Raw genomic sequence first — 25,504 nt, 5'->3', positions numbered from 1 at the left:
CTAAACAGCCCTGTTGAACGTCATGACATCCAGCAAAGACTATCGCGAAGCCCAGCTCAGAATCGAGAACGTCAGCAAGGTCTTCACTCCCGAACCCAGCCTACTAAGGTCGATGAGTGGGCGCCGCTCAACTGCTGGCTACATTGCCCTTGAAGATGTCAATCTGCGGATTGAAGACAACACCTTTGTCTCGATCATCGGTCCATCGGGCTGTGGCAAGTCCACCTTGCTCAACCTGATGGCCGGACTGGATGAACCCAGCTCTGGCCAGATCCTGCTTGACGGGATTCGCATCCGCGGCCCTGGTCCCGATCGCGGAGTTGTTTTTCAGAACTACGTGTTGATGCCATGGCTCACGGCCCTGGAAAACGTCATCTATGCCATTCAGTCGGCCCAACCCAGCACCAGCAAGGGCAGCGCCAAGGAACAAGCCCGCGAGTATCTTTCAATGGTGGATCTCGACAAGGCGATGGGTCGCTATCCCAGGGAAATGAGCGGAGGTATGAAGCAACGCGTGGCCATCGCAAGAGCCCTATCGATCAAGCCCAAGATTCTGCTGATGGATGAGCCCTTCGGCGCCCTTGACGCCCTGACGCGTAGCTATCTCCAGGAGGAAGTTCTCCAGTTGTGGGAAAAGCAGCGCGTCACGGTGGTCCTGGTGACCCACAGCATCGACGAAGCGCTGCTCCTCTCCGACCAGATCGTCTTGATGTCGAGGGGACCGAATGCAAAGATCAGCGATTTGATCAATCTGCCCCGGATTCGCCCAAGGAAGAGGAGCATTATCGAAACCCATCCCGACTTCCTGGCCGTGAAGCAGCGGCTGGAAGAGCACTTGCTCAAAGAAACCAGGGCCATCGAAGAAACATAGTCTTCTGGCAACCTTCAGAGGCCACGTTCTGGCTTTCACCTCTCTGTCTCCCCATTCCACCCAGCTCCTTTCCGCCATGAGCCCACTGACCCCTCTCAGCCAAACTCTGCTCAGCGCCAAGCGCCGCAAAGGCGTTAGCTTCGCCGAGCTTGAATCACTTCTCCAACGCGATGAGGTATGGATTGCCAGCCTGCTTTACGGGCAGGCTACGGCCTCTCCAGAGGAGGCACAGATCCTTCTGGCCTGCCTGGATCTGGATCCAAGCCTGGCCAGCGAGCTGACAATTCCTCCCGTGAAGGGTTGCCTTGATCCGGAGGTACCGACTGATCCACTGATCTATCGCTTCTATGAAATCATGCAGGTGTATGGGCTTCCGCTCAAAGATGTGATCCAGGAAAAATTTGGTGATGGCATCATGAGTGCCATCGACTTCACCATGGAGGTGGACAAGGTGGAAGATCCAGGCGGTAACAGGGTCAAAGTTACGATGTGCGGAAAGTTTTTGCCATACAAGAAGTGGTAAACAGAACCCAGGCAATCAAAGGCCGAGTTCTGTAAGACCCGGGTGGTCTTGTGGTCTCGGCCCTTGGGGCCAGAGGAACTTGCGATCCTGATCATCAATCGCAACATCGTTGATGCTGGCCTCACGCCGACACATCAGGCCCTGTTCACTAAATTCCCAGTTTTCATTGCCATAGGCCCGATACCACTTACCGCTTTCATCGTGCCACTCATATTGGAATCGGACAGCAATACGATTGTCGTGCCAGGCCCATACTTCCTTGATCAGGCGATAGCCATTCTCCTTGGCCCACTTGCGCTGCAGGAATGCTTTGATTTCATCGCGACCTAGGATGAATTCTGAGCGATTCCGCCAATAGCTGTCTTCCGTGTATGCCAGTGAGACTTTGTGGGGGTCTCTGGAATTCCAGGCATCCTCCGCCATCCTGGCTTTCTGGATGGCGGTTTCTTTGGTAAACGGGGGCAGCGGTGGCTTTGCACTCTGGGCAGACATCTGAGCCAAAACAAGACATAGTTTAATCGTTTATGATATAACTGGGCTGACGATCTCACTGCGTAGCAAGCACTACCGATAGTGCCGATAGGGGCACTCTTTGCTGATGAGCAGAAGATGCAATGCCGCGTCCCTTGATTCAGAACATCCACGGGCTCTGAAGTGAGTCTGAGCTTCGGAACGCCTTCGGTCTTCTGAAATGATTCAGAACCAGTTGAGCGAGAAAGCACTTGCTCACACGATTGGCCTGAAGTTGGTGCATTCTCTTGGAAAGCCGCAGCGCCATCTCGCTCGATCCCTCCAAAGGAGGAAGTGGAGCAGATCTTGATGCAGGTTTCATGGGGGGTTGTGCGTGTCAGCTTTCACCGCAACCGCGCAGATCCACCAGCTCACCATTGCTTCTGCCCCACATCATTCCCCCATGTCCCACCTGCAGTTCTGCAAGAACTGCAGGCACCGGACCAGCAGCAACTCGTCTTCTTCCGCGGGCGCCGGTAGGCGCGGAGGACGGCCTGAAGGCCATCCCCGCAGGGGGGCAGCCGGCAGTCAGCGCCGCCGCCGGACTTGCTGTTCGGCCGCCAGCTGCCGGAGAATCCGCGGGGCTTTCGGCGGCGGCGTTGAGGCTTGCCAGCTGCCATCTTTCCTTCCGTTCGCCCCTACGTTCACCGCTTTTGTTCATCCCGACGAACCCTGCTGACCGTTCATGAAACGGAGCAAACCCTGCGCACAAAACACCCTTGGAGATGCTGAATTGCAGCTATCCCTGAGGGTGAGAGATGAGATTCACCAGTTGAAGACTGGTTCTTGAAATGGAGCCAAGCGGATTCGAACCGCTGACCCCCTGCATGCCATGCAGGTGCTCTACCAGCTGAGCTATGGCCCCTTTCGAATGACACATTACATGCCGGGGGCCTCAGACCTGGCGCCACACGGCCACCAGCCGGCCCTGCACCGTGACCTCATCGGCGTCCAGCACGATCGGGGCGTAGGCCGAGTTGGCGGCTTCCAGGCGCACCTGGCGCCCCACCCGCTGGAAGTGTTTGAGGGTGGTGCCACTGCCTGGCACCAGCGCCGCCACGATCGTGCCGGGCTTGAGCCGGGCCGGGTCGGCCACCGGCTCCATCAGCACCACATCACCGTGGTCGATGTGGGCGTCCACCATGCTGTCGCCGTTCACGGTGAGGGCGAACAGGCCGCGGGTGTCGAGCACGGGCTGCAGGTCGAGCCGTTCCTGGCTGTCGTCGTAGGGCTCTACCAGCCCGCCCGCCGCCACCGAGCCCAGCACCGGGATCCCTGGACGCTGGCCGCCCAGCAGCTGCAGGGTACGGGCCTGGCCCTCCTGCCAGGTGATCCAGCCCTTCTGCTGCAGATGCCGCAACCGGCTCTGGATCGGCGCCGGGGAGCGCAGCCCCATGGCCTCCATCATCTGGCGGATCGAGGGGCTGTGGCGGTGCTCACCGATGTAGCTGGCGAGCCAGTCGTAGAGCTCCTGCTGGGCGCTGGTGAGCTCGCCCTGGTCGCCATTGTCGCAGCCAGCGCCGAGAGGGCCCAGCGGCAGCGGGGCCAGGGCCAGTGGGGCGCCGAAGGGGGCGCGCGCTGGGGCAGATCGGGACTGGGCTGATCGGAGGGGAGCAGAGCGGGGCACCATGGGCAAGGTCACAGTTGTCGGTCAGTACATTTGTGCCATTGATTGGCGCGCTTGTCCAGCCCCTGGCGTGTTTTCCGGCTGCGCTTCAACGGCCGGGTTCAGCCCGCCACGCCCCCCAGCAGGGCTGCCAGCAGCGCCTGCTGCACGTGCAGGCGGTTCTCGGCTTGGTCGAACACGCGGCTGGCGCTGCCTTCAATCACCCCGGCGCTGATCTCCTCACCCCGGTGGGCCGGCAGGCAGTGGAGCACGATCGCCCGCGGGTCGGCTTCCGCCAGCAGGTTTTCATCGAGGCAGAAGCCGGTGAAGGCTGCTTCGCGCTGGCGCTGCTCCTGCTCCTGCCCCATCGACGCCCATACATCGGTGTAAAGACCATGGGCGCCGCGCACCGCCGCCACCGGATCGTGGCTCACCTCGATGCTGCTGCGGTGGCCGGCCAGCTCCCGGGCCCGGGCCAGCACCTGCGGCGATGGCTCAAAGCCCGGCGGACAGCCGATCCGCACGTTCACCCCCAGCAGGGCGCCACAGAGCAGCAGCGAATGGGCCACGTTGTTGCCATCACCCACGTAGGCCAGGGTGAGACCGGCCAGGCCAGCCGCCGCGCTGCTCCCGCTGAAGGCTTCTTGCAGCGTCAGGAAGTCGGCGAGGGCCTGGCAGGGGTGCTCAAGATCGGTCAGGGCATTGATCACCGGAATCGAGGCCCAGTGCGCGTACTCCTCCAGCTCGCTCTGGGCGAAGGTGCGGATCGCCAGGGCGTCCACGTAGCGGCTCAGCACGCGGGAGGTGTCGGCGATCGGTTCGCCGCGGCCCACCTGGGTGACGGCCGGGTTGAGGTCAAGGGTCTGGCCGCCCAGGCGGGCCATCGCCACCGAAAAACTCACCCGCGTGCGGGTGGAGGCCTTCTGAAAGATCAGCCCCAGCACCTTGCCGCCGAGGTCGATGCGCTGCTCACCGCGCTTGAGTGCCGCCGCCAGCTGCAGCAGCTCCAGCGTCTGGTCCCCGCTCAGGTCGGCCGATGAGAGCAGGTCGCGGCCTTGGAGCGGGTTCAGGGCGGCGAAGGAGAACGCCATCGGCCCACGGCAAAGAACACTTATGCGAGATCAACCCCCCTGCCGTCAAGGGAGGAGATCCCACGGGCTGCCGGCACGCGGGCTGCTTCTGGTGCTCTCAGTGGTGCTGGCTGGAAGTGGTGCTGGCTGGGCTCCTCAGGCGGGAACCGGCACCGGCTCTGTGAAGGCCGCGTCCTCGGGCATCACGCTGGAGGAGAGCAGATGCTTGAGCTCGTCGCCTTCGATCACCTCTTTCTCGAGGATCTTGGCGGCGATGTCCTCCAGCAGGCCGCGGTTTCCTTTGAGGATCGCCAGCGCCCGCTCGTGGGCCCGGTCGACCAGGCTGCGCACCTCGCGATCGATGGCCACCGCGGTGGCATCGCTCACCACCCGGCGCGGGTTGCCGCCGTTGCCGAGGAAACGGCTGCCGCCTTGCTTGTCGTAGGCGAGCGGGCCGAGCGTGTCGCTCATGCCGTAGGTCCCCACCATCTGCTCGGCGATGTCGGTGGCGCGCTGCAGGTCGTTGGCGGCGCCGGTGGTGATCTCACCAAACACCACCTCTTCGGCGGAGCGGCCGCCCAGCAGGGTGGCGATCTGGCCTTCGAGGTCTTCCTTGGAGTTCAAGAAGCGCTCTTCCTGCGGCAGCTGCAGGGTGTATCCGAGCGCCGACATGCCGCGCGGCACGATCGAGATCTTGGCCACCTTGGCGCCACCGGGCATCAGGTGCCCCACGATCGCGTGGCCCACTTCGTGGTAGGCCACCACGCGCTTTTCGTCGTCCTGCAGCACGCGGCTGCGCTTCTCGAGGCCCGCCACCACCCGTTCGATCGCTTCGTTGAGGTCGCCCTGTTCCACCGAGGTGCGCATCACCCGCGCCGCCAGCAGGGCGGCTTCGTTCACCAGGTTGGCCAGGTCAGCGCCGGCGAAGCCGCTGGTGGCCTGGGCGATCTTGTCGAGATCGACGCCAGGCGCCAGCTTCACCTTGTCGGCGTAGATCTCCAGGATCGTCTTGCGGCCGGAGAGGTCGGGGCGGTCGACCAGCACCTGGCGGTCGAAGCGGCCGGGACGCAGCAGCGCCGCATCCAGCGTTTCCGGTTGGTTGGTGGCTCCCACCACGATCACCGGCTTGTCCTTGGAGGTGAAGCCATCCATTTCGGTGAGCAGCTGGTTGAGGGTCTGCTCCCGTTCGTCGTTGCCGCCCACCACGCCCATCGAACCGCCGCGGCTCTTGCCGATGGCATCGAGTTCGTCGATGAAGATGATGCAGGGTGCTTTCTGCTTGGCCTGCTCGAACAGGTCGCGCACGCGGGCAGCACCGGCGCCCACGAACAGCTCCACGAATTCCGAGCCGGAGATGATGAAGAACGGCACGCCGGATTCGCCTGCCACTGCCTTGGCCAGCAGGGTTTTGCCGGTGCCTGGAGGGCCCACCAGCAGCACGCCTTTGGGAATGCGGGCGCCGATCTCCACGTAACGCTCGGGGGTCTTGAGGAAGTCGACGATCTCGGAGAGCTCGGCCTTGGCTTCATCCACACCGGCCACGTCGGCGAAGGTGACGCGGGATTCCTCATCCGGCACGTAGACGCGGGCCTTCGATTTGGTGAAGCTGAGCGCGCCCTGGGCGCCGCCACCGCCCATAGAACGGCGGGCGAAGAACTGCAGCACCACGATGAAGATCAGTGGCGGTACCACCCAGCTCAGCAAGGTGGTGAAGAAGCTGGGGCGCTTCGGCGGCGCGGCGGCGAATTCCACCCCTTTCTGCTCCAGGCGCTGGGGCAGTTCCATGTCGAAGATCGGTGTGGTGGCCAGCACCGACGGCGACCCCTCAGGGGCGTTGCTCAGCTCGTAGCGGATCTGGTCCTGGGTGATGAAAGCGCGCTTGACATTGCCATCGTTGACCTGGTCGATGAACAGCGAATAGGGAACGCGCGGCACCTGGTTGGCCGGGTTCGGCAGGAAGTTGCTGAACAGCAGCAACACGCCGAAGCCGATCAGCACCAGATTGATGATGCTGAAACGGCGGTTCGGCTTGTTCTCGTCCTGACGGAGGGCCATCGCCTGAAGATGTAGTGAAGACAAGCTAAGCGTCCCTCCTGAGGCAACGCCCCCCGACCCGGGGAGTGACAACCGAACGTGACTTGATCCGCCTGAACCTGTAAAGCCATGTGTGGCCGCTACTCCCTCACCAGCGATCTCGACCGCCTGCTGCCGCGGCTCGGCGGCCGTCTGCCGGCGGATCTGGCGGCCTATCACGCCCCCCGGCCCGAGGTGCGCCCGGGCGAGCCGGTGCTGGCGCTGCGCCAGGAGCACGGGGCGATCGGCGCCGCCCTGCTGCTCTGGGGCCTGCTGCCGGAATGGGCCAAGGACCCGCTCGGGGCACCGCGGCCGATCAACGCCCGCGCCGAGACGGTGGCCGAGAAGGCCACGTTCCGCGGCGCCTGGCGCCACCGCCGCTGTCTGTTGCCCGCCGATGCGTTCTACGAATGGAGCGGGCCGAAGGGTCGGCGGCGGCCCTGGCGAATCCACCGCCGTGATCAGCAGCTCTTCTGGTTGGCGGGGGTGTGGGACCGCTGGATCGGCCCTGACGGCAGCGAGGTGGAGAGCTGCTGCGTGCTCACCACCGCCCCCAATGCGCTGATGGCGCCGATCCACGACCGCATGCCGGTGATCCTTCCTGACGGGCTGGAGGAGGCGTGGCTGGCGCCCACCGATGGTGCAGGGCTGCGGGCCCTGGAGCCGTTGCTGCGCGGCTGGGAGCCGCAGGCCTGGCAGGCGGATCCATTGGGCACAGGCGCCACGGTGGCCACAGAGTGCACGGTGGCCACAGAGTGCACGGAGGCCGACAGGGGGGCAGCGCAGCTGGATCTGTTCGACTGAGCGCCGGATGCCGGGGCTGCGGTGCGGCGGGCGAAGCTGCGAGCGCTGCTGCTGCTTTGGCCGCTCCTCTCGACACAATGGCCTGGCCCGCTGCGGTTGCGCCCTTGTTCGCTCCGGCCTCCCGGCATGACCCCAGCGCGCTGCTGCGCCTGGAACGTCGCCTGCGCTTCTACCCCGCCCTGCTGCTGCTCACCGTGCTGGTGATGGCGAGCTTCGCCCTGCCGATGGCATGGCGCCCGTTCGGCGCCCTCGGCTACGGCCTCACCCTGCTGCTGCTCGTGGTGGCCCTGGGCGGACCGATCCGGCTCGCGGGGCGGCCCTGCCTCAGCAATCTCCTTTACCGCCTGCTGGGCCTCTCGGCCCTGGCGGTGCAGGGTCTGTGGTCGTTTGCCCCCGCCGGCGCGCAGCGCAGCGGGCTGCCGCTGCTGGCGATGGTCACCGTGTTCATCACCTGGAGCGTGCTGCGGCTGCTGGCGCTGCTGGCACTGGAGCCCACGGTGGACCGGCGGGTGCTGATGGGTGCCGTGGCCGGCTACCTGCTGCTGGGCCTCACCGCCGGCCTGCTGATGACGATCCTCGAGACGATCGTGTCCGGCAGCTTCACGGCGCTGGATGCCTCGACGGAGCTGTTGGGACCGATCATCTCGGCCGAGGTGAAGCAGCGCATATGGCAGCTCGATTTCGTGCGGCTCAACTATTTCGCCTTCGTCTGCCTCACCACCGTGGGCTTCGGGGACATCGCCCCCCAGACCCCGCAGGCCCAGATGCTCACCATCAGCTTCTGCGTGATCGGCCCCACCTACATGGCCCTGGTGCTGGGCTTGCTGATCAACCGCTCCACGACCGCCGAGGCGCAGGAGGTGGCGGAAGCTCTCAGGCAGCTCAAGGCCGGCCGCCCGCCATCGCCCTGAGGGTTTTTCCTGCAGCGGTCCGCTGCCGTTTCCCCGCCTGCGATCCGCTAGGACAGATCCGATCCGCCCGGAGCCCGTGAGCCTCTCCCAACTCGATGCCTTCCTGGCTCACGCGCGCCACACTCCGGCCCTGCAGGCGCGGTTGGCCGAACCGCTGGAGCTGGAGGCGTTCCTCGCCCTGGCCTCCCAGGAGGGCTATCGGGTGGAGGAGCGCGATGTGCTCGAGGCGCGCGAACGGGATGAGTCGCACTGCAGTGCCGCCGAGCTGCAACAGCGGGCCGGCGCCGACGCCCGTCGCCTGCGCAGTTTCATCCCCGGTTGAGCGGCGGGCCTTCAGACAGCGTTGATGGCAGAGCTGCTGGCCTTGGAGCAGGCCGGACAGCCTTGACACTCAGCTGCAGCCAGAGCCGGTCCCCTGACCAACTGCCGATCGCGGCGCCGGTGCGGGTCGATCGAGCCGTTTCATGAAGGGTCAGCGGATCTGCGTGGCGGGCGGCCACTCCTGGGGGCGATCGGCGCTCACCTGCGCCAACCAGGCACTCACCAACAGCAGGCCGAGCGGCAGCGTCCAGCGCCACGACCGCCACCGGGAGATGCCGCCCAGCCGGGGCCGGCCGCTGCGGGGGGCGCCGCCGCGGCTGGCGTTCGGGCCCAACGGCTGGCTGCAGTTGGCACACACCATGCGTCCTGCCAGGCTGCGATCCCTTCGCACACTCCAGCTGCCGCAGCGGGGGCAGGACATCAGAACACGTGCAACGTCAACGGGGAAAGAGCAAAGCGACGAACATCCCTAGAGCCTCGGCCCTGGTGTGGGCTCGCGGTAGATCGCCCCAGCGGCCAGTATGCCGCCTGCAAATCCGGAGGCATGGCCGATCCAGCTCACTCCTGGGGGCGAGAAGAGCGGCAGCAGGCTGGGCAGCAGGCCGCCGTAGCTCACCAGGCTGAACAGCGACAGGGCCAGCACCAGCGGGCGCTTCTCCAGGAAGCCGATCACCAGCAGATAGCCCAGCAGGCCGTACACCACCCCAGACAGGCCATGGCTGCCATGGGGCCACAGCAGCCATACGGGGATGGCGGTGGCGTAAACGCCCAGCCACACCGCCAGGTAATCGCGCCAGCTCTTGAGCAGCACCAGCCACGACAGGGGCAAGAACCACAGGGTGTTGCCGATCAGGTGGCCGAAGCCACCGTGGCTGAAGGGCGCGGTGAGCACGCCGAGGAACGAGCCGCCAGGCTGCATCGGCAGGTTCCACTGGCCGCCGAAGAACAGCTGGTCGATCAGCTCCTGGCCCCAGGGCACCGCCACCACCAGCAGGGGCAGCCAGAAGGTCTGTTGCAGTTTGACCATCACGCCGGAGCCGTTCGCCATCAGCGGCAGGCGCAAACAAATCGGCCAGCCAAGACGCGCGCCAAGTAGTGGCAGGGCGCCGGGCATGTCCCGGGCAGGAGGGGAAGCGGCATCATTAGCGAACGCTCCTTGGCGCACCTGACGTTATCGGGAACGGGGCACCGAGGGTGGGCGGGCTGCTTGCGAGCCCTGGGTCCGTTCGCTGCCTGGCTGGGCGGCCGTCTCCAGCTTGAGCAACGTTGTAATCCTTACCTTGGCAAGTTTCATTTGATCGCCATGGCCGTGCCTGCTTCCTCCACCGGCCCCTTGATCGAGGATCCACCGCCTCCCCTGTCCCCGTCGCCTCCACCGTCGCCTCCCCCGTCGCCGGTGGACACCCAATCCCCGACGGTGGGATCGATTCGCTTTCCGCTCGCCTGGATGGGCGCGCTGGTGGTGGTGGACGGCAGCTTCCTACTGGCCGCGTCCGCCATTCATCACCCGGGCTGGGCCAGTGCCGTGCTGGTGATCGCGGCGGTGATCAATGTGCCGCTGTTTCTCGGCGCGCTGCTGCTGCTGCGCAGCAAGTTCTGAGCCATCACACTGGCGGCAGCACTGCCAAGGCCATGGAGCGCGTCGCTCTCTATCCCCGCCCGCCGGCGCTCGTGGCCAGCCCCGGCCATGTGGTGGTGGAGGCCCTCGGCCGGCGGCTCGCCGACAGCCAGCGCTCCTTGCTGGTGCTGGAAACCTTCCATCCCCCTACGGTCTACCTGCCGCCCGAGGCGTTGCAGCTGGAGCTGCTGGAGGCGGTGCCGGGCCGCAGCTTCTGCGAATGGAAGGGGGTGGCCACCTATGTGGATGTGGTGCTGGGCGAGCGGCGCCTGCGCCGTGCCGGCTGGACCTACTCCGATCCCACGCCGGCATTCCGTCCCCTGGCCGGCTGGTTCAGCTTCTACCCGGCGCTGATGGACGCCTGCTCCATTGATGGTGAGCGGGTGACGCCCCAACCGGGTGGCTTCTACGGCGGCTGGATCACCTCGCGGGTGTGCGGTCCGTTCAAGGGAGATCCGCTGCACCCGGAGCTGATCTGATCTGGTCTGATCTGATCTGATCTGGTCTGATCCCAACGGCATCAGTTTTGGCCTGGAAAGCCCAGGCTTCCTCGAAAGGGTGTACGTTGAAGCGTCGGCCGAAGCTCCGCGAGGGGCCGATTCAACCAACGGTTCCATCCAACTGTTTCACCGCCTGGCTGCAGCGCTTCAGCGCCAGGCAAGAGCTGAGGGCCTCCCGTAACACCGGGCTCCCGCTTCTCTGGGATTGTCCGGCGTCCGGCTTTCCCCTCTTGATGGTCTCTCTCACGCAGCGCGTGAGGCGGCTTGTTCAGCGTCTGGATCCAACGGCGCCTCGTGGCCGGATCCGGTGTTCAAGCGTCAAGCCAGGGCTTTCTCTGTCCACGTTTTTTGTTCCGCATTTCTGCGACCCGTTTTTCCATGCCCATCGTTTCCATGTCCACCTTGCCCCTGTCCACCTTTGCCATGACGACCACCGCCACCAGCCCGGCGGCACGTTCCAGCCGCCCGGCCCGCCGCCAGGCTCTGCCCGCCATGGCCGCCACCAGCCAGCTGTTCTGCTGCATTGACCGCGCCAGCCACTTCGCTGCCAAGGCCTCCAAGGCCTCGAAAGCTCGCCGCAGCAAGGAACAGGCCCATCAGCCACTCAGCTGGGCTGAGCTGCTCGGCGAGCGCTGAGGCGCAGCTGCGCCCTAAGGCCAGATTCCGTCCTCAGACCCGCGCTTCGTTCCCCTGAGCCTTCGGCCCGGTGCCAGCCACCGCTTCTGCCAGGGCTGCAGCCACCGATTGCAGGCGGTCGCGGTTGCGATCCCAGAGGATGTATTTGAAACAATCAGGGATGTCGCGGATGTAGAGCGCCTGGGCGTTTTCCAGCAGCTCCGCATTGCGCTCGTGGCAGGCCTTCAACCGGTAATTAGGGATCGTTTCACACAGGTGGTGGATGTTGTGAAAGCCGATGTCGGCGGTGAACCAGTTCAGGATCGGTGGCAGTAACAGCAGGCTCGTGCCATCGAGGGCTCCGGTGAGGCCACTCCAACCCTCGGTGCGATGGGCGTAGGAGGTTTCGAAGTTGTGCTGCACGAAGAAGATGCAGATGAACAGCGCCGCCGAGCAGGCCATCACGATCGAATACACGCTCCAGAACCGGCCGGCGCCCAGCCAATGGGAGAGCAGCACCCAGCCGCTGATCACGCAGATGTTGTTGAGCAGCAGATCAACAAACTGCCAGGAGGAATACCAGTGCTTAGAGGTGTGGGTGCTGAGCAGTTTGTTGAGCGGAGTGCGTGGGTTCTGGCGCCAGGTGCGTGCGGCATGCCGCACGGCATCCACACTGCCCAGCAGCAGGGCCACGCGGGGCTTGATCACCAGGTAGAAAAAGCCGCCTGGAAACAGCATCAGCGGGTGCCGCAGAAACTGATAAAAACGCTGCTTGCCGGGAGGAAGGCTGATGAATTCGTCTACCGAAATCAGCGCCGAAGGGCCGCGGTAGAGCTCCCAGTTGCCGTTGTGGCGGTGGTGATAGGCGTGGCCTTCCGACCAGGGATGCTGCGGAATCGCGTTGATCACACCCAGCAGGAAGCCCGCGCCCCGGTTCATCCAGGCGGAGCGAAAAAGCGAGCGGTGGCCGCAATCGTGCATCAACGAAAAGCAGCGCCCGGAGAACAACACCATCACCACCAGCAGTGGCGCGCACAGCCAGGGCTGCCCGGCGGCCAGCAGCCGCATCACCAGGGCCCACAGCAGCAGATAGGGCACCACGGTGTTGACCAACTGCCAGGCGGCGATGCTGTCGTCGCTGCGGCAATAGGGCGTGAGGATGAAATCGGAGCGGCGCACACGGCGCGAAGGCTGGGCCGGGTCCGCCGTTGCCTGGGACGCTTGGTCGAAGCCTGTGGCTGAACCCGTGGCCGGGGAATTGGCGCCAGGTTGAGCGGCGGCGGTGACGGGTGGGGTCATCGTTGGGGAGCGGCTGCCGCCGAAGCCGTGGGTGGACGGAGATGGGGGCTGCAGGGCAGCGGCAGTTGAACGCTCAGGCGCAGGCCTCGGAATCACATTGATGGTCTGATCGTAGGCAGCCCCGCTGCAGAACGAAGCGACCGCTCGTAGCGGGCCTCTGCACCCCACGGGGTGCCACTGCCGCAGCTGGCCGATGTGGCCTGAGCGTTCAGGCCACGCTGACGCCTTTCCAGAAGGCCACCCGTCCGGCGATCTCCTCGGCCGCGGGCTTGGGCGATGGGTAGAACCAGGCGGCGTTGGCGTTCACCTTGTCCCCCACCACCACGTCGTAGTAGTGGGCTTCGCCTTTCCAGCCGCACACACTGCGGTGCGTGGAGGGGCGGAAGCATTCCGGGCGCAGGGCCTGCGGCGGGAAGTAGGCATTGCCTTCGAGCTTGACGATGTCGTCACTGGAGGCGATCACGCAGTCGTTCCAGCTGGCTTCCATGGATTAGGAACAAGGGCTCTCCATTTTCGGTCCTTTCGGGCAGGCTTGTCGGGCCGGGGGCTCGCCCGCTCAGGCGGCCCCCCGCTGCAAGGCCTGCGCCCCCTGCAACAAGCGCGCGGCGGTGGCCTCGTAGAGGCGGCTGGCTTCGGCGGCGTCGTGGCCGATGCAGGTCATGCCGAGCTTGCCGTACTGGGACAGGCAACCCAGCAGGTGGAACAGGCTGCCGCGCAGCTCCGCCGGATCGAAGTGAAGCCCCGCCACAGCCACGATGTCGATCAGGTCGATCGGCAGCAGCCCGCGCAGGCGGGCATCGCAGAGGTTGTCGGTGGCCACGTAGCAGAGCTCCTGGCCGGAGGGCGCCTGGAACACGCCGCTGATTGGATCGATCCGGCCATTGGTGGCGTAGCGCAGGGCCATGAACGGATGGGTGGTGCCCCCTTTGCGCAGGTTCACCTCGATCGCCTGCAGGTCCCACTGCTCCCCAAAGCGGCGGGCGATGAAATCCACCGCGAAGCGCTCCAGCGCCCCCTCCTGGGCCAGGGCTTCCCCCACCGCCCGCCCGTGGCGCAGCAGCGCCTCCCGGTAGGCGACGTCGGCGGGAAAGCGGCAGCCCTGGTAGGTCTGCCCGTTCGGACCGCCCAGGATCTGCTCATGGGTGGAGAGCATCTCCACCTGCCCGCCCGGATGGATCATGCCCTGCACGCTGGGTGAATGGAGCGCCTCTCCCCCCTGCAACCAGGCCTCCACCAGCGCCCCCTGCTCCACCAGCAACTGCTGCCACTGGGGCGGTGGCATCGGCAGCCGCTCAAGCGCCTGGCGCAGCCGCCGGCGCCGTTCGTCACCACTGCGATCTGCCAGCTGCAGGGGCCCCAGTTCCAGCGCCGCGTTGCCTTCGCCGCTGAAGCCTTCGTTCAGCTTCACCACCACCCGCTCCAGCTCCGGATGGGCCTCCCACAGGGCGGCGGTGGCCTCGCTGAGGGCGTCGAGATCATGCACCAGGGCGCTGCCGGCCGGATGGGGCACCCCACAGCGGTGGAACAGTTCGCGGCTGCCCGCCTTGCTGCCCCAGCGCCCCAGGCCGGGATCGGTGCCCAGCAGCGGCACCTGCAGCCGGACCGAGAGTTCCTTCTCCAACGGCGTCACGTTGAAGCAGGTCATGAAGCTGCGGCCCGGCCGCAGCCGCTCGCGGATGCGCTCCAGCAGGGCGGGCCGCTCCAGCAGCTTCTGCGTGAGTGGCCGCGGCGAGGCGTCGTCGGTGTCGAACAGCTGCAGCCGGCGCCGGGCATGGGAGGCGGGCATCCCCGGCAGCAGCTCCAGCACCGCATCCACCACCAGATCGGGCAGCAGCTTGCTGGTGAGATAGACGGCCTGGACACCGGGATGCCGCAGGCTGATCAGCGAGAACAGCTGCCGCTCCTCGTAGTGGTGGGCCCCGGCCACCAGATCGATCTGGTTCTGGTCCAGGCTCAGTGAGGGCACCACCAGCAGATCGCAGCCGTCGGGATCGAGGCCCTCGCTGGCGCCCACATCGAGTGCCCCCCAGGCGGGACGCAGCTGCCCTTGAAGTTGCTCGAAGGTCAGCGGCATGGCGAAAGGAGCTGCCGGTTCATGGCTGCACCAGCAAGCGGGTGGGGAAGGGCATCTCGGCGCCCTGCTCTTCCACCACCCGGCCGATCTGCAGCAACAGACGCTGCTGCAGATCCCAGGCCGTGGCGATGTCGCCATCGCAGCCATGGCACAGCAGACGCAGGTTCAGGCTGGATTCGCCATAGCCCACGAAGTGCACCGCCACCATCTTTTCGTGGTCGATCGCGGGATCATCGCCCAGTTGCTGCTGCAGGGCGGCGATGATCGGCTCGATCAGCTCGCGGTCGTCGTAACGCACGCCGAAATCGATCCAGATCCTGCGGTTATCGATGCGGGCGATGTTGATCACCGGCTGGGTGGTGAACAGGCCATTGGGAATGAACACCGGTTGCCGCTCGGGATCGCGCAGCTGGGTGTAAAACCAGCCGATCTGAACCACCGTGCCGGCCAGGTCTTCGGAGGGGATGCGGATGAAATCCCCCACCACGAAGGGGCGGTTCACGTAAAGGCTGATGCCGCTGAGGGCGTTCTCCACGATCGTCTTGGCGCCGAAGCCCAGGGCCGCGGCGCCGAAGCCGCCGGCGGTGGCCAGCAGCGCCGTGGGCGTGCCGAGCAGGCGCAGCAGCTCCAGGGCGATCAGCACCGCCACCAGCACCGCGATCAGCTTGTCGGCCAGATCGAACAGGAACAGGCGCTCCCGCTGCGGCAGGTTTGGAAACACCTGCTGGGAGTAGGTGTCCACCTGGCGTTGCAGTTCCCGCTTGCAGCGCAGCACCGTCCAGACCAGGCCGATCACGATCAGCCCGTCGCGCACCTCCAGCCCACCGCGTGACAGCGGCAGCAGCGCGGGATCGATCAGGCTGGCCACCCACCAGCCCACGCTGGCCAGCAGGATCGTGAGGCAAAGGCTGAGCCGGCTGCGCATCAGCAGGGCCCGGGCCAGGGAATCCCGCTGCAGGCGTGTGCCGATCAGCTGCAAGGCCACCCACACCGCCACCGCCAGCAGCAGGCCGGCGATCGGCACCGGAAAGCGGGGGGGCAGCACCAGCAGCAGGGGAGTCTCCGGCATGGCGGCCATGGTCGCTGAGCGACACCCTACGGATCAGGCTCCAGTCGGGCTCCGGCGCTCTGGAAATCAGGCTCCGGCGCCACCAGCTCCCACAGCAGATCGGGACCGCAGCGGCTCAGCTGCTGGCTGGCCCACAGCCGGGCCTCGGCCAGATCCGCCAGCTCCAGATCACCCAGCGGCGTGCGGGCGGCCACACCACCGAGCAGCCGCGGTGCGACCACGGCGGCCAGCCGCTGCACGCAGCCCTGCCGCAGCGCCGCCGCCGCCAGGCTGGGCCCGCATTCCCACAGCACCTGGTTGCAGCCGCGGCGGGCCAGGGCCTCCAGCAGCGGCCGGGGCTCGCAGGCGCCCAGCTCCAGCGTTTCCACGCCGAGTGCCGCCAAGGCCTCACGGCGCTGTGGCGGCGCCTCCGGGCCATGGGCCACCAGGGTGCGGGCCTGCTGCTGATCCCAGAGCTGCGCGGGCTGCAGGTGGCCTGGCCCCCCCGTGGCACCAACCGGTGCGAGCAGGCCGGGCAGCTCCAGCTGGCGGCTGAGCACCACCCGCAGCGGTTCGGGCTGGCGCCGGCCACGGCTGGTGAGCAGGGGATCATCGGCCCGCACGGTGCCGCCACCCACGATCACGGCATCGCAGCCGGCCCGCAGGCGGTGCACCCAGTGGCGCGAGGCGGGGCCGGTGATCCACTGGCTCTGCCCGCTGGGCAGGGCGGTGCGCCCATCGAGGCTCATGCCCCACTTCAGCAGGCCCAGCGGCCGGCCGCTGAGCACCCTGTGCACGAAGGCGCGATTGAGCTCCAGCGCCTGCGTCTGACGCACCCCGCCGATCACCTCCACCCCCGCCTGCCGCAGCTGCGTGAGGCCACCGCCGGCCACGCGCGGATCGGGATCCTCCATCGCCACCACCACCCGGCGGATGCCGGCGGCGATCACGGCCTCGCTGCAGGGCGGCGTGCGGCCGTGGTGGCAGCACGGCTCCAGGGTCACCAGCAAGGTGCCCCCGCGGGCGCGCGCACCGGCCTGGGCCAGCGCCCCCACTTCCGCGTGCGGCTGCCCGGCGGCGGCATGGAAGCCCTCCCCCACCAACGTGCCGTCGGCGCTGAGCGCCACCGCGCCCACCAGCGGATTCGGGCTGGTGCGGCCCCGGCCGAGGGCGGCCAGCTGAAGCGCCCGGTCCATCCAGGCCAGCCAGGGCCGGTGGTCAGCGGGCGCCGCCGCAGGGCTCAAAGGGGTGCATCCGGCAGTTGCCGCCATTGAGCCACCACATAAGGCGGCACCAACAGATCGGAGAACGCGCCGCGCAACCGCAACCGCAGCGGCCGGTCGCGGTCGAGATCGGCCAGCAGCGGCGCCAGATCGAATTCGGCCGCCGCCGCCCGGGCATCGGCCGTGAGCTGGGGATTGGTGAGGGTGAGATCGGCGAGTTCCCACTGGAACACCCCGGAGCGCACCGCCAGCGGAGTGGGGTGATCCAGGCGCAATCTGCCCGGATAGCCCACGATGCGCAGGCGCAGCGGGCCGCCGGGTGGACCCTGCCGGTAGCCCACCAGCTGCCAGCTCTGGTCGTCGAGATCCCGCAGGCTCTCGAGGCTGCGCACCACCGGCGCGCCGTTTTCGTCGGGGTGGCTGTGCAGCTGGGCGAAGGCCGGTGGGGCCAGGCCGATCAGGCCGCCCAGGGTGCTGACCGCCAACAGCAGGGTGAGCGCCAAGGAGAGCGCCTCGGCTTGCAGGCGAGCCCTCATGGCTGACGGGCACTGCCCGGAATCGGTTGCCACTGGGTGTGTGTGGCCCACAGAGCCCAGATCGCCATCGCCCGTAGATAGTGGCAGGCGCGGAAGGTGCCTGCGGCGGTGAGGGCCTCGGGGGTGCGGAACTGCAGGCCCCCGTCGTAGACCTGTTGCACCACGGCGCCGGTGATCGCCAGGGCGGTGCCGGTCTGGCCCATCAGCCGGTAGTAAGCGGCCAGGCCGAAGTTGATGCCGGTCCACACCTCCAGCGGGTGGGTGCCGTTGGGGTCGAGCGGTGTGCCGTCGCGGCGCAGGCCGTTGGCCACCCCGAGCGTGCCGCCCTCGAAGCGCTCGAAGCAGGCTTCACGGATTGCCTTGAGCGAGGAGCGCGCGTTGGCCTCGCTCACCACCGGCGGCAGGTTCAGCAGGCGGGCGTAGAAGTCGCCGCAGAGCTGATCGGCCATCACCACCGGCGTGCCGCTGCCCGCATCGATGCGGTAGTACTCGCCGTTCCAGAGCAGCCGGTCGAAATTCGCCCGCGACTGCTCCAGCCAGTCGCTGAACTGCCGCTGCTCCGCGCTGGTATCGAGGCCCAGATCCAGCTGCAGCCGCTGCCCCATTGCCAGGGCCGCCTCGAGGGCCGCGATCCAGAGAGCGCCGCAATAGGTGCTCACCCCCTGCAGGGCCCAGTCGTCGAAGGTCTGGTCGGGGGCGCCGCCGTTGTCGGGCAGGCCGTCGTCGTTGATGTCGAAGGTCTTGAGGTACTGCAGGGCCTGCACCGCGGCGGGCCAGCAGTCGGCCAGGAAGCGCAGGTCGCTGCCGGTGGGGGCCAGCTGGAAGGTGCGCCACACCTGCAGCACGAAATCACTGGCCAGGTCTTTCCAGAGGTTGCAGTCCTGGTAAGCGGTGTAGTTGGTGGCATCAAAGGGCCGCTCGTTCGGAGCGCCCAGATCGTGGGGCGTGGCCCCTGCCAGCTTGCGGGCCGCCTCCACCCGCCCCTTGCCCTGGGTGAAATACCAGCCGATCGGCCGTGGCGTGGCGTCGGCGGCGGGGATGGCCCTCGCGAAGCTGCGCAGCACCGCCTTGTCGAGCTCGGGCCAGAGCTGCAACAGGGCGAGGGAGCCGTAGAGGCGCACATCGAGGCTTTCGTACCAGGCGTAATCCAGGCACTCGAGCACCCCGAAGCGGCCCACAGGGTCGGCGGGGGTGGCGGCGGTCCAGAGGCTGCCGCCGCTGGCGAGGTCGTAGAGCTCGTTGAACAGCGCCATGCGGATCGGCTCGGGCAGGTCGCTGCGCTCCAGCACCGGCTGCTGCCAGGCGTCGATCGCCTCGCGCCACTGGCGCCAGTCGCGCAGGGCCTCGGCGGCGATCGCTGTGGCGTTGGTGCCACTCGCGCCGAACACATCGGTGTAGCGCCGCAGCGCCTGCTGGCCGCTGGCGAAGGCGGTCACTGGCAGGTCCCAGCTGATCACCACCGGCAGCTCGATCGTGGCCCCGGGCTCCAGCCGCAGCCGCAGGGCGATCGCGGCACTGGTCTGCTCACCGGCGCTGCTGCGGCGGTCGTTGTCACTGGCGGGAATGGAGCCGTCGCGGGCGAAGGGGGCCCAGAGCTCGGCGCCGCTGCCGGTGGGATCCCAGCGGCTGCAGCGCAGCACCTCCACGCCGGGCAGGTCGTCGGGCACCGCCACGCACCACTGGCCTTCCCCTTCGGCGATCGGCGCGCTGATCGGCCCCTCCAGCAGCACGCCCTTGAGGCCGGGCGGGTTGACCTGGCGGTTGCGCTGGCCGGCGCCATGGCCGATCGCCGGCACGTAGCTGTGCTCGGGGCTGCCGTCATCACGGAAGGTGACGGCGGCGCTGGGATCGGTGTTGGTGAACCAGCCGGTGGTGTTGCGCCAGCTCACCAGCAGCGAGAGGTCCAGCGCCGCTTCGGTGGGATTGCTGAGCTGCCAGCGAAACACGGCCACCGGGTAGCTGCTGCGCTGGTAGTCGCCCGGCAGGATCGGGCTGAAGGCTTCGCAGCAGATGCCGGCGCGGAACATGCCGCTGTGCTGGAACCAGCTGAGCGGGTAGCGGGCGGCGTAGGTGCCGGTCTGCTCCTCGGCACTGCTGGCCGGGTACCACTGCCAGGCCGGCAGGGGGTTTTCTCCGGAGCCCGGCCGGGAGTCGTCCTGCTCCGGCGCCGTGGCCAGCGCCATGGCCAGCGGGGTGGTGCCGTCGCTTTCGAACAGGGCGAACTGGCAGTCGGGCAGGGTGCCGAACCAGTGCTCACCACCATCGAGGTGCCAGAGATTCACATGGCCGGCGGAGCTGCGGCCGATGCAGCCGGCGCCGAAGCCGCCCAGCGGCATGCCATGCCAGGGGCCATCGTCCAGGTTGCTGGCGTAGCGCACCGTATAGGGCGTGTCCCAGCCCAGGCCGAAGGGCCGCTGCCAGCTGGCCGGCGGCGCCTGCCACCCCCCCTTGCCGCCCCCGCGTCCCAGCAGCCTCTGGAGAGCGGAGAAGCCGAAGCGCGCCATGGTGCTGCACAAGGTGGGGCCAGCTTGTCAGAGCTGGCCGTTGCTGTCCTGGTCGATCAGGGCGTCGAGGGTGACGGCCGAGCGCACCAGGGCCTGGTAGCGGGCCACCACCCGCCGGTTGCGCTCCAGCCACTGGCCGGCTTCGCCCGGGTTGCCGCTGAGGGCGGCCCCATCGCCGTCGAGCAGCTCCAGATCCCCCTGCTGCGCCAGCAGGGCCAGCACCAGCTCATGGATCCGCTGGCGGCGGCTGCGGATCGAGGCGTCGGGCTGCTCGGCCATGGCGGAACGGGGGGGCGGCCATCATGGCCGGATTCCCTCGCCGCCCTGCCGGCATGAGCAGCGACCCGCAGGCCGGCCGGCGGCAGCTAGGCCCCCCGGTGCAAGTGATCGGCACCGACGCGGGCGGCCTCGCCTCCCTGTCCGCGGCGGCGCTGGAGCTGGTACGGGGGGCGTCCCTGCTGGCGGCCCCGTCCCGGCTGCAGCCTGGCCTCGAAGCCCAGCTGGCCGCCTGGGCCACTCAGGCCGCTGAGGCCACCAACCCCCCCGCCCCCGCCTGGAAGCCACCGCGCCTGCTGGCCAGCGACAAGCCCGAGCCGCTGCTCGCGGCCCTTCAGCAGGCCCTCGTCGCTGGCGAGTCGGTGGTGCTGCTGGCCAGTGGCGATCCGCTCTGGTTCGGCATCGGCCGGCTGCTGTTGCAGCACATCCCGCCGGAGCGCCTGCACTTCCATTCGGCTCCCACCAGCCTGCAGCTGGCCTTTGCGCGCCTCGGCCGCCCCTGGCAGGACGCCGGCTGGGTGAGCCTGCATGGCCGCGACACGGAGCCCCTGGCCCAGCGGCTGCAGCAGCGCCCGGCGGCGCTGGCGGTGCTCACCGATCCCTCCCGTGGCGGTGCCGAGGAGGTGCGCCGCCTCCTGCGGGCCAGCGGCCTGGAGGCGGCCTACGGCCTGTGGCTGGCCGAGCGGCTGGGGCATCCGCAGGAGCGGTTGTTGCGGCTGGCCCCCACCGCACCCCTGCCCAGCGATCTCGATCCCCTGCACCTGGTGCTGCTGATCGCCGAGCCCCCGGCCGCTCCCGATCCGGCCGGCCTGCCCCTGTTCGGCCTCGACGACGGCCTCTGGCTGCAGCATCCCGATCGGCCCGGCCTGATGACCAAACGGGAGGTGCGGATCCAGCTGCTGGCCGACCTGGAGCTGCCTGTCGCCGGCGTGCTCTGGGATCTGGGGGCCGGGGTGGGCTCGATCGGCCTGGAGGCCCTGCGCCTGCGGCCCCAGCTCCAGCTGTGGGCGGTGGAGCGGCGCGGCGGCTCGGCGGCCCTGATCGAGGCCAATGCCGAGCGGCTGGGGGTGCGGCCCGCCGGCGTGCTGGAGCAGGAGGCGCTGGAGGCCTGCGCCGCTGGGGAGGAGCGCCCGTCCCCCTTGCCCGACCCCGACCGGGTGCTGATCGGCGGCGGCGGCCGTGGCCGCGCCGCGCTGCTGGCGGCCGTGCTGCAGCGCCTCCGGCCCGGCGGCGTGGTGGTGATCCCCCTGGCCACCGTGGAGGCGCTGGCGGAGCTGCGGCCGGAGCTGGAGCGGGGCCAGCTGGAGGTGAGCGTGAGCCAGCACCAGGCCTGGCGCGGTGCGCCCCTGGCCGATGGCACCCGCCTGGCGCCGCTCAACCCGGTGCTGGTGCTGAAAGGGCGGCGTTCAGCGGCTGGGGCCTGAGCGCGGTGGTGCGGCCTGCAGGCGCTGGCGCAGGCGGCGGCCCCAGGCGAAGACGGCCGGCAGCACGGCCAACGGCAACGGGCCCGGCACGGGAATGGGGGTGATCAGGTTGTAGCCGATCACATCGAACGTCAACAGATCGAGAGCGGTGATTTGGCCGAGTTCGCCGCGCGCGAAGGTGGGATCCATGATCCCGAGCCCGCGGTCGTCTTTCCAGTGGCTGGCCTGGCGTCCATCGCCGTTGAGGCGGCCGTTGGCGAAGGTGGCGGCCGTCACCACCCCATTGGCCAGGGCTACGGCACTGTTGCCGCCATCAAGGGAAAAGAACTTCTCGCGGTCGTCGACGCTGAAATCGATCACCCCCTGGCCCTGGCTTCGGCTCAAGGTGGAGTAGCGGTAGAGATCCAGCAGATAAGGGTTGTAGACGTTTTCGCTACGGGCAAACAGCGCCCCTGCACTGGTGGTGGAGGCTTCATCGAGCACGTCCACCGCGCTCAGAAAGCCCAGGGCGTGGCCGATCTCGTGGATGGCCACGCCGATGAAATCAATGCTGTTGGCGGCGATGCCATCGCTCCGGTCGTAGTCCCAATCGAGGCTGCCAAACTGATCTGGATTAAAATCACTGAAGTCGGTGAAATCAATCTGCGCGTCGGTGGTGATGTTCAAGCTGGAGATGTCAAAGCCCAGCGCTTTGGCGTTGGCGGAGGTCAGGCTGAGAAGTGTGTTGTTGATGCGCATGATCTCCCCTCCATTGACCGGAAAGGCTTCGGCTGTGAAGTCGTTGTCGAAGTAAGGGATGTCGGGGTTTGAAGGGTTGGCCATTTGGGCCTGGGTGGTGCGGTTGGTGATCATGCCCACGCCTGCGCCCGCCGCGAAGGTGTTCACGCCGTTGACCAACGGCCCCGTTGTGCGTGCCCCCGGCAGATGGGCGATGGCGAGGCGATCGAAGTCTGAGCTGGCATCGCGGATCAGGCCATTGCCAATCTCGAAGTAAGTGCCGGTGAGGATGGTGGGGCGGGCCCCGCCGAGAATGCCGTTGCCGAGCGGTGCCTGGCTGATCGAGAGCGTCACATTGAAGGGATCGCTGAACAGATTGCTCCAGGTGGCGGCGGCGGTGAGAAAGCCGCTGTAGGCGGCCCCGTTGGTGCTCTGAAAGCTGGCGCAGTTCAGATCCATGGCGCCGCAGCTGAACGTGAAGGTGAGCGCGCGGCTGGCGCCCGCCTCCAGCAGCGGCAGGGCTCCGAGCAGCAGTGGCAGAGCCCAGCGCCACAGGCGGGGGCGCCGTTCGGGGCCTTGGCCGGTGCGCGGCGCCCCATCGGCCGCGCCCCCCTGTGCCGTCCCCACGCCCCCCATCCAATCTTGCGCATCCGCTGCGCAGTTTGCCTCAGCTTCCCTGTGTGGCGTCGATCTGCGCTCAGCTTCCCGCGCCCCGGCCCTGCAGCCAGCGCAAGGGCGCCGGGCTGCCCACCACGATCCCGAGCCGCTGGGCTTCGTGGGCCTGCAGCTCCACCACCCCATCGGCGGGTTCCGCTGGCCCGTAGCTGGGGCACGGCAGGCGCGAACAGGGCGGCACGGCGGCATCGATCGCGATCACCCGCCCCTGGCGCAGGTAGATCAGGTCGAGCGGCTGGCGAACACGGTGCATCCAGAAGCTCACCGGGGTGGGCGGATCAAAGCGAAACCACATGCCCCGCAATGGACCGAGCGGGGGGCGCTCCATCAACCCCAGGGCCATCTGGCGCGCGCTGCGCGGCACCTCCAGCTGAATGCAGCCGGCCGGTGGGCGGGGGGCCAGCGCGGGCTGCTCCAGGCACCACTCGGCCTCCAACGGCAGAAACTGCGGAGGGCCCTGCGCAGTGCGCGCCGGACCGGCTCCAATGGCCCCGGCCGGCCCGGCTTGAAGCACAACCCCCGCCAGCCCCATCAGCCCACCCAGCCCCATCAGCCTCCAGATGGCCGCCAGGACTGCGGGCAGCTGCGCGCTGGGGCGCATGGCCATGGCTGTCATGGCGCCGGCTTGCCGTTGGGGAGCTGGCGATCACAGAGGCAGTAGCCCCGGCCCCGCACCGTGTGGATCAAGCGGCGCTCACCCCCTTCCTCCAGCTTCTGGCGCAGGTAGCGCACATACACCTCCACCACGTTGCTGGCGGCTTCGCTCGGGTCGTCCCAGGCCTCGCGCAGGATCTGCTCGCGGCTAAGCACCTCGCCCGCCTGGCGCACCAGCAGCACCAGCAGCCGGTATTCGCGGCCCGTGAGCGTGAGCACGCGGTTGCCGCGCTGGGCGCGTTTGAGGGTGGGGTCAAGCCGCAGATCGGCCACCTCCAGCACGCCTTTGATTGGTAGGGGCTGCGCGCGCCGCTGCAGGATCAGCCTCAGCCGCATCAGCAGATCGCTGGCGCCGGCCGATGACAGCCAGAAATCATTGGCGCCGGCGCTGAGGCACTCGGAGCGGCCCTCCACGCTGTCGTCCACGATGTCGAGCAGCAGGGGCACGCGCTCCATCGTGAGCCGCAGGGCGGGAATGCTGAGGGTGCCGATCTCCCCCGACAGCAGCACCACGGCGGCGGGCTCGGGCAGGGAGCCTGCCAGGGCAGTGCGGTAACCGGAGGCTTCCAGCCGCGGCGCCATCGCTTCGGCCTCCGGGCCGATCAGCAGGATCAACGGCTGGCTCACGCCCGCTCAGTCCCGGTCTCCGGGCGCGGGCCGCCGCCGTGCTCATGGCTGTCGGGTTTGGCCACGTGCGGCAGGCCCCAGCCCAGCTTGTTGCGCAGCACCTGGAAGAACTCGTGGTCTTGAAGCCGCACGAAGCGGGCCGTGTGTTCACTGCGGCGGATCAGCACCCGGTCTTCCGGCCACACGTAGCAGCCGGCGCTGCCATCCACCACCATCATCAGCCGCTCGGGCGTGGCGGGGAACACGGTCACCGGCTCCCGGTCGCTGAAGACCAGGGCGCGGGAGGCCAGCGAATGGGGCGCGATCGGCGTGAGCTGCAGCACCGGGCAGTCGGGGGTGATCACCGGCCCACCGGCGGAGAGGGCGTAGGCGGTGGAGCCCGTGGGCGTCGAGAGGATCACCCCGTCGGCGGAGATGTCCACCGGCACGTGGCGGCCGATGGCGATCTCGAAGTGACACATGCTGGTGAGTGGTTCCCGGTGCAGGGCCATCTCGTTGAGGCAGAGCACCTCCCAGCGGCGGTGCTCCCCCCGCATCACGCTCACCACCAGCATGGTGCGCTCCTCCACCGTCCACTTGCCCTCCAGCAACTGGTCGAGGGCTCCATCGAGCTCGTTGAGGTAGGCCTCGGCGAGGAAGCCCATGTGGCCGGTGTTGATCGTCAGGATCGGCACCCCGATCGGGGCGGTCTGGCGGGCGGCCGAAAGCACGGTGCCATCCCCGCCAAGCACCACCGCCAGCTGCATCTGGGGGTGAAAGCTGGCCGGCACGCAGGCGGTGTAGCCGAGGCTGCGCAGGTGGGTGTCCGGGTTGGCGAAGCCCACCATGCCGCCGGAACTGCTCACCCGCACCACCGTGGAACCGGCGGCGGTGAAGCGCGCCTCGATCGCATCGGCGGTGCGGACGGCCACAGCCTTGCCGTCGTTGACGATCAGTCCGACGCAGGGCACCGATCGCGCGCAGAGATTTCGAGAGTTTATGAGGGGGCTCGGGGTCTCAGGGGGTGCTGGCGGTGAGGGGATCCT

The 25,504-nt window shown here is 67.9% G+C and carries 27 protein-coding genes and 1 tRNA gene; 9 read left to right on the top strand and 19 right to left on the bottom strand.

Features of this window, described 5'->3' with window-relative positions; genetic code table 11:
* Positions 1–22 precede the first annotated feature (22 nt).
* Entirely contained in the window at positions 23–871 is an 849-nt protein-coding gene (locus KBY97_RS03780; RefSeq protein WP_255145365.1) for an ABC transporter ATP-binding protein, read from the top strand.
* A gap of 76 nt (positions 872–947) precedes the next feature.
* The gene (gene cynS / locus KBY97_RS03775; RefSeq protein ID WP_255145364.1) at positions 948–1,394 is read left to right on the top strand and encodes a cyanase; all 447 of its coding nucleotides are present in this window, start codon (positions 948–950) and stop codon (positions 1,392–1,394) included.
* 15 nt (positions 1,395–1,409) lie between these two features.
* Here cynS and KBY97_RS03770 read toward each other — a convergent pair whose 3' ends face one another.
* The 5 genes from KBY97_RS03770 to ftsH form a co-directional block, all read right to left on the bottom strand.
* The gene (locus tag KBY97_RS03770; protein WP_255145363.1) at positions 1,410–1,886 is read right to left on the bottom strand and encodes a nuclear transport factor 2 family protein; all 477 of its coding nucleotides are present in this window, start codon (positions 1,884–1,886) and stop codon (positions 1,410–1,412) included.
* An 810-nt stretch (positions 1,887–2,696) separates the two neighbouring features.
* Positions 2,697–2,769 (bottom strand) — tRNA-Ala (locus KBY97_RS03765).
* 30 nt (positions 2,770–2,799) lie between these two features.
* Positions 2,800–3,534, bottom strand: coding sequence for a transcriptional repressor LexA (lexA, locus tag KBY97_RS03760; RefSeq protein WP_255145362.1), 735 nt, complete (start codon positions 3,532–3,534; stop codon positions 2,800–2,802).
* 98 nt (positions 3,535–3,632) lie between these two features.
* Positions 3,633–4,601 carry an ornithine carbamoyltransferase gene (gene argF, locus KBY97_RS03755; protein WP_255145361.1) on the bottom strand — a complete coding sequence of 323 codons (969 nt, stop codon included), beginning with the start codon at positions 4,599–4,601 and terminating at the stop codon, positions 3,633–3,635.
* A 135-nt stretch (positions 4,602–4,736) separates the two neighbouring features.
* Positions 4,737–6,635 (bottom strand): ATP-dependent zinc metalloprotease FtsH, encoded by a 1,899-nt coding sequence (ftsH, locus tag KBY97_RS03750; RefSeq protein WP_255145360.1) that lies wholly within the window; start codon positions 6,633–6,635, stop codon positions 4,737–4,739.
* A 108-nt stretch (positions 6,636–6,743) separates the two neighbouring features.
* Here ftsH and KBY97_RS03745 point away from each other — a divergent pair, with 108 nt between their 5' ends.
* The 3 genes from KBY97_RS03745 to KBY97_RS03735 all read left to right on the top strand — a co-directional run bounded on the left by KBY97_RS03745 (position 6,744) and on the right by KBY97_RS03735 (position 8,690).
* Positions 6,744–7,457: an SOS response-associated peptidase gene (locus KBY97_RS03745; protein WP_255145359.1), complete on the top strand. Its 714-nt coding sequence runs from the start codon at positions 6,744–6,746 to the stop codon at positions 7,455–7,457.
* A 104-nt stretch (positions 7,458–7,561) separates the two neighbouring features.
* The gene (locus KBY97_RS03740; RefSeq protein WP_255145358.1) at positions 7,562–8,368 is read left to right on the top strand and encodes a potassium channel family protein; all 807 of its coding nucleotides are present in this window, start codon (positions 7,562–7,564) and stop codon (positions 8,366–8,368) included.
* Positions 8,369–8,444: 76 nt separating this feature from the next.
* Positions 8,445–8,690, top strand: a complete 246-nt coding sequence (locus KBY97_RS03735) for a Nif11-like leader peptide family natural product precursor (protein ID WP_255145357.1) — start codon at positions 8,445–8,447, stop codon at positions 8,688–8,690.
* A 150-nt stretch (positions 8,691–8,840) separates the two neighbouring features.
* On the opposite strand, the gene KBY97_RS03730 is transcribed toward KBY97_RS03735, so the two are convergent.
* Positions 8,841–9,110 carry a hypothetical protein gene (locus KBY97_RS03730; RefSeq protein ID WP_255145356.1) on the bottom strand — a complete coding sequence of 90 codons (270 nt, stop codon included), beginning with the start codon at positions 9,108–9,110 and terminating at the stop codon, positions 8,841–8,843.
* A 48-nt stretch (positions 9,111–9,158) separates the two neighbouring features.
* Positions 9,159–9,737: a rhomboid family intramembrane serine protease gene (locus KBY97_RS03725; RefSeq protein ID WP_255145355.1), complete on the bottom strand. Its 579-nt coding sequence runs from the start codon at positions 9,735–9,737 to the stop codon at positions 9,159–9,161.
* Between the two features lie 255 nt (positions 9,738–9,992).
* On the opposite strand from KBY97_RS03725, the gene KBY97_RS03720 reads away from it, so the two are divergent.
* The 3 genes from KBY97_RS03720 to KBY97_RS03710 all read left to right on the top strand — a co-directional run bounded on the left by KBY97_RS03720 (position 9,993) and on the right by KBY97_RS03710 (position 11,443).
* Positions 9,993–10,289: a hypothetical protein gene (locus KBY97_RS03720; protein ID WP_255145354.1), complete on the top strand. Its 297-nt coding sequence runs from the start codon at positions 9,993–9,995 to the stop codon at positions 10,287–10,289.
* Positions 10,290–10,321: 32 nt separating this feature from the next.
* Positions 10,322–10,786 (top strand): DUF427 domain-containing protein, encoded by a 465-nt coding sequence (locus tag KBY97_RS03715; protein WP_255145352.1) that lies wholly within the window; start codon positions 10,322–10,324, stop codon positions 10,784–10,786.
* Positions 10,787–11,185: 399 nt separating this feature from the next.
* Complete coding sequence (locus KBY97_RS03710; RefSeq protein WP_255145351.1) at positions 11,186–11,443, top strand: hypothetical protein; 258 nt, start codon at positions 11,186–11,188, stop codon at positions 11,441–11,443.
* A 33-nt stretch (positions 11,444–11,476) separates the two neighbouring features.
* On the opposite strand, the gene KBY97_RS03705 is transcribed toward KBY97_RS03710, so the two are convergent.
* The 8 genes from KBY97_RS03705 to KBY97_RS03670 form a co-directional block, all read right to left on the bottom strand.
* Positions 11,477–12,721 (bottom strand): fatty acid desaturase, encoded by a 1,245-nt coding sequence (locus KBY97_RS03705; protein ID WP_255145350.1) that lies wholly within the window; start codon positions 12,719–12,721, stop codon positions 11,477–11,479.
* Between the two features lie 208 nt (positions 12,722–12,929).
* Positions 12,930–13,208: a DUF427 domain-containing protein gene (locus tag KBY97_RS03700; RefSeq protein WP_255145349.1), complete on the bottom strand. Its 279-nt coding sequence runs from the start codon at positions 13,206–13,208 to the stop codon at positions 12,930–12,932.
* A gap of 69 nt (positions 13,209–13,277) precedes the next feature.
* Positions 13,278–14,795, bottom strand: coding sequence for a peptide ligase PGM1-related protein (locus KBY97_RS03695; protein WP_255145348.1), 1,518 nt, complete (start codon positions 14,793–14,795; stop codon positions 13,278–13,280).
* Between the two features lie 19 nt (positions 14,796–14,814).
* Positions 14,815–15,864 (bottom strand): mechanosensitive ion channel family protein, encoded by a 1,050-nt coding sequence (locus KBY97_RS03690; RefSeq protein ID WP_255145347.1) that lies wholly within the window; start codon positions 15,862–15,864, stop codon positions 14,815–14,817.
* Positions 15,865–15,890: 26 nt separating this feature from the next.
* Entirely contained in the window at positions 15,891–17,039 is a 1,149-nt protein-coding gene (ribD, locus tag KBY97_RS03685; RefSeq protein ID WP_255145486.1) for a bifunctional diaminohydroxyphosphoribosylaminopyrimidine deaminase/5-amino-6-(5-phosphoribosylamino)uracil reductase RibD, read from the bottom strand.
* A gap of 44 nt (positions 17,040–17,083) precedes the next feature.
* Positions 17,084–17,602, bottom strand: coding sequence for a DUF3122 domain-containing protein (locus tag KBY97_RS03680; RefSeq protein WP_255145346.1), 519 nt, complete (start codon positions 17,600–17,602; stop codon positions 17,084–17,086).
* The gene (locus tag KBY97_RS03675) at positions 17,599–20,106 is read right to left on the bottom strand and encodes a GH116 family glycosyl hydrolase (protein ID WP_255145345.1); all 2,508 of its coding nucleotides are present in this window, start codon (positions 20,104–20,106) and stop codon (positions 17,599–17,601) included. Before KBY97_RS03675 ends, KBY97_RS03680 begins: the two co-directional genes overlap by 4 nt.
* A gap of 27 nt (positions 20,107–20,133) precedes the next feature.
* Entirely contained in the window at positions 20,134–20,385 is a 252-nt protein-coding gene (locus KBY97_RS03670; RefSeq protein ID WP_255145344.1) for a hypothetical protein, read from the bottom strand.
* A 53-nt stretch (positions 20,386–20,438) separates the two neighbouring features.
* Between KBY97_RS03670 and cbiE the strand changes: the two genes are divergently transcribed.
* A complete protein-coding gene (gene cbiE, locus KBY97_RS03665; RefSeq protein ID WP_255145343.1) occupies positions 20,439–21,806 on the top strand; it encodes a precorrin-6y C5,15-methyltransferase (decarboxylating) subunit CbiE in 1,368 nt (455 codons plus the stop codon).
* Here cbiE and KBY97_RS03660 read toward each other — a convergent pair.
* From KBY97_RS03660 to KBY97_RS03645, 4 genes are all read right to left on the bottom strand, one after another.
* The gene (locus KBY97_RS03660) at positions 21,789–23,150 is read right to left on the bottom strand and encodes an NF038122 family metalloprotease (protein WP_255145342.1); all 1,362 of its coding nucleotides are present in this window, start codon (positions 23,148–23,150) and stop codon (positions 21,789–21,791) included. The genes cbiE and KBY97_RS03660 overlap by 18 nt on opposite strands.
* Before the next feature lie 70 nt (positions 23,151–23,220).
* A complete protein-coding gene (locus KBY97_RS03655; protein WP_255145341.1) occupies positions 23,221–23,814 on the bottom strand; it encodes a DUF192 domain-containing protein in 594 nt (197 codons plus the stop codon).
* On the bottom strand, positions 23,811–24,479 hold the full coding sequence (locus KBY97_RS03650; RefSeq protein ID WP_255145340.1) for a response regulator transcription factor: 669 nt from the start codon (positions 24,477–24,479) through the stop codon (positions 23,811–23,813). Before KBY97_RS03650 ends, KBY97_RS03655 begins: the two co-directional genes overlap by 4 nt.
* Complete coding sequence (locus tag KBY97_RS03645; RefSeq protein WP_255145339.1) at positions 24,476–25,429, bottom strand: NAD(+) kinase; 954 nt, start codon at positions 25,427–25,429, stop codon at positions 24,476–24,478. Before KBY97_RS03645 ends, KBY97_RS03650 begins: the two co-directional genes overlap by 4 nt.
* Between the last annotated feature and the right edge of the window lie 75 nt (positions 25,430–25,504).

Origin of the sequence: Synechococcus sp. ATX 2A4, assembly GCF_024346375.1 — a bacterium.
GTDB lineage: Bacteria > Cyanobacteriota > Cyanobacteriia > PCC-6307 > Cyanobiaceae > MW101C3.
This window is presented reverse-complemented; position numbering and strand designations above follow the sequence as displayed.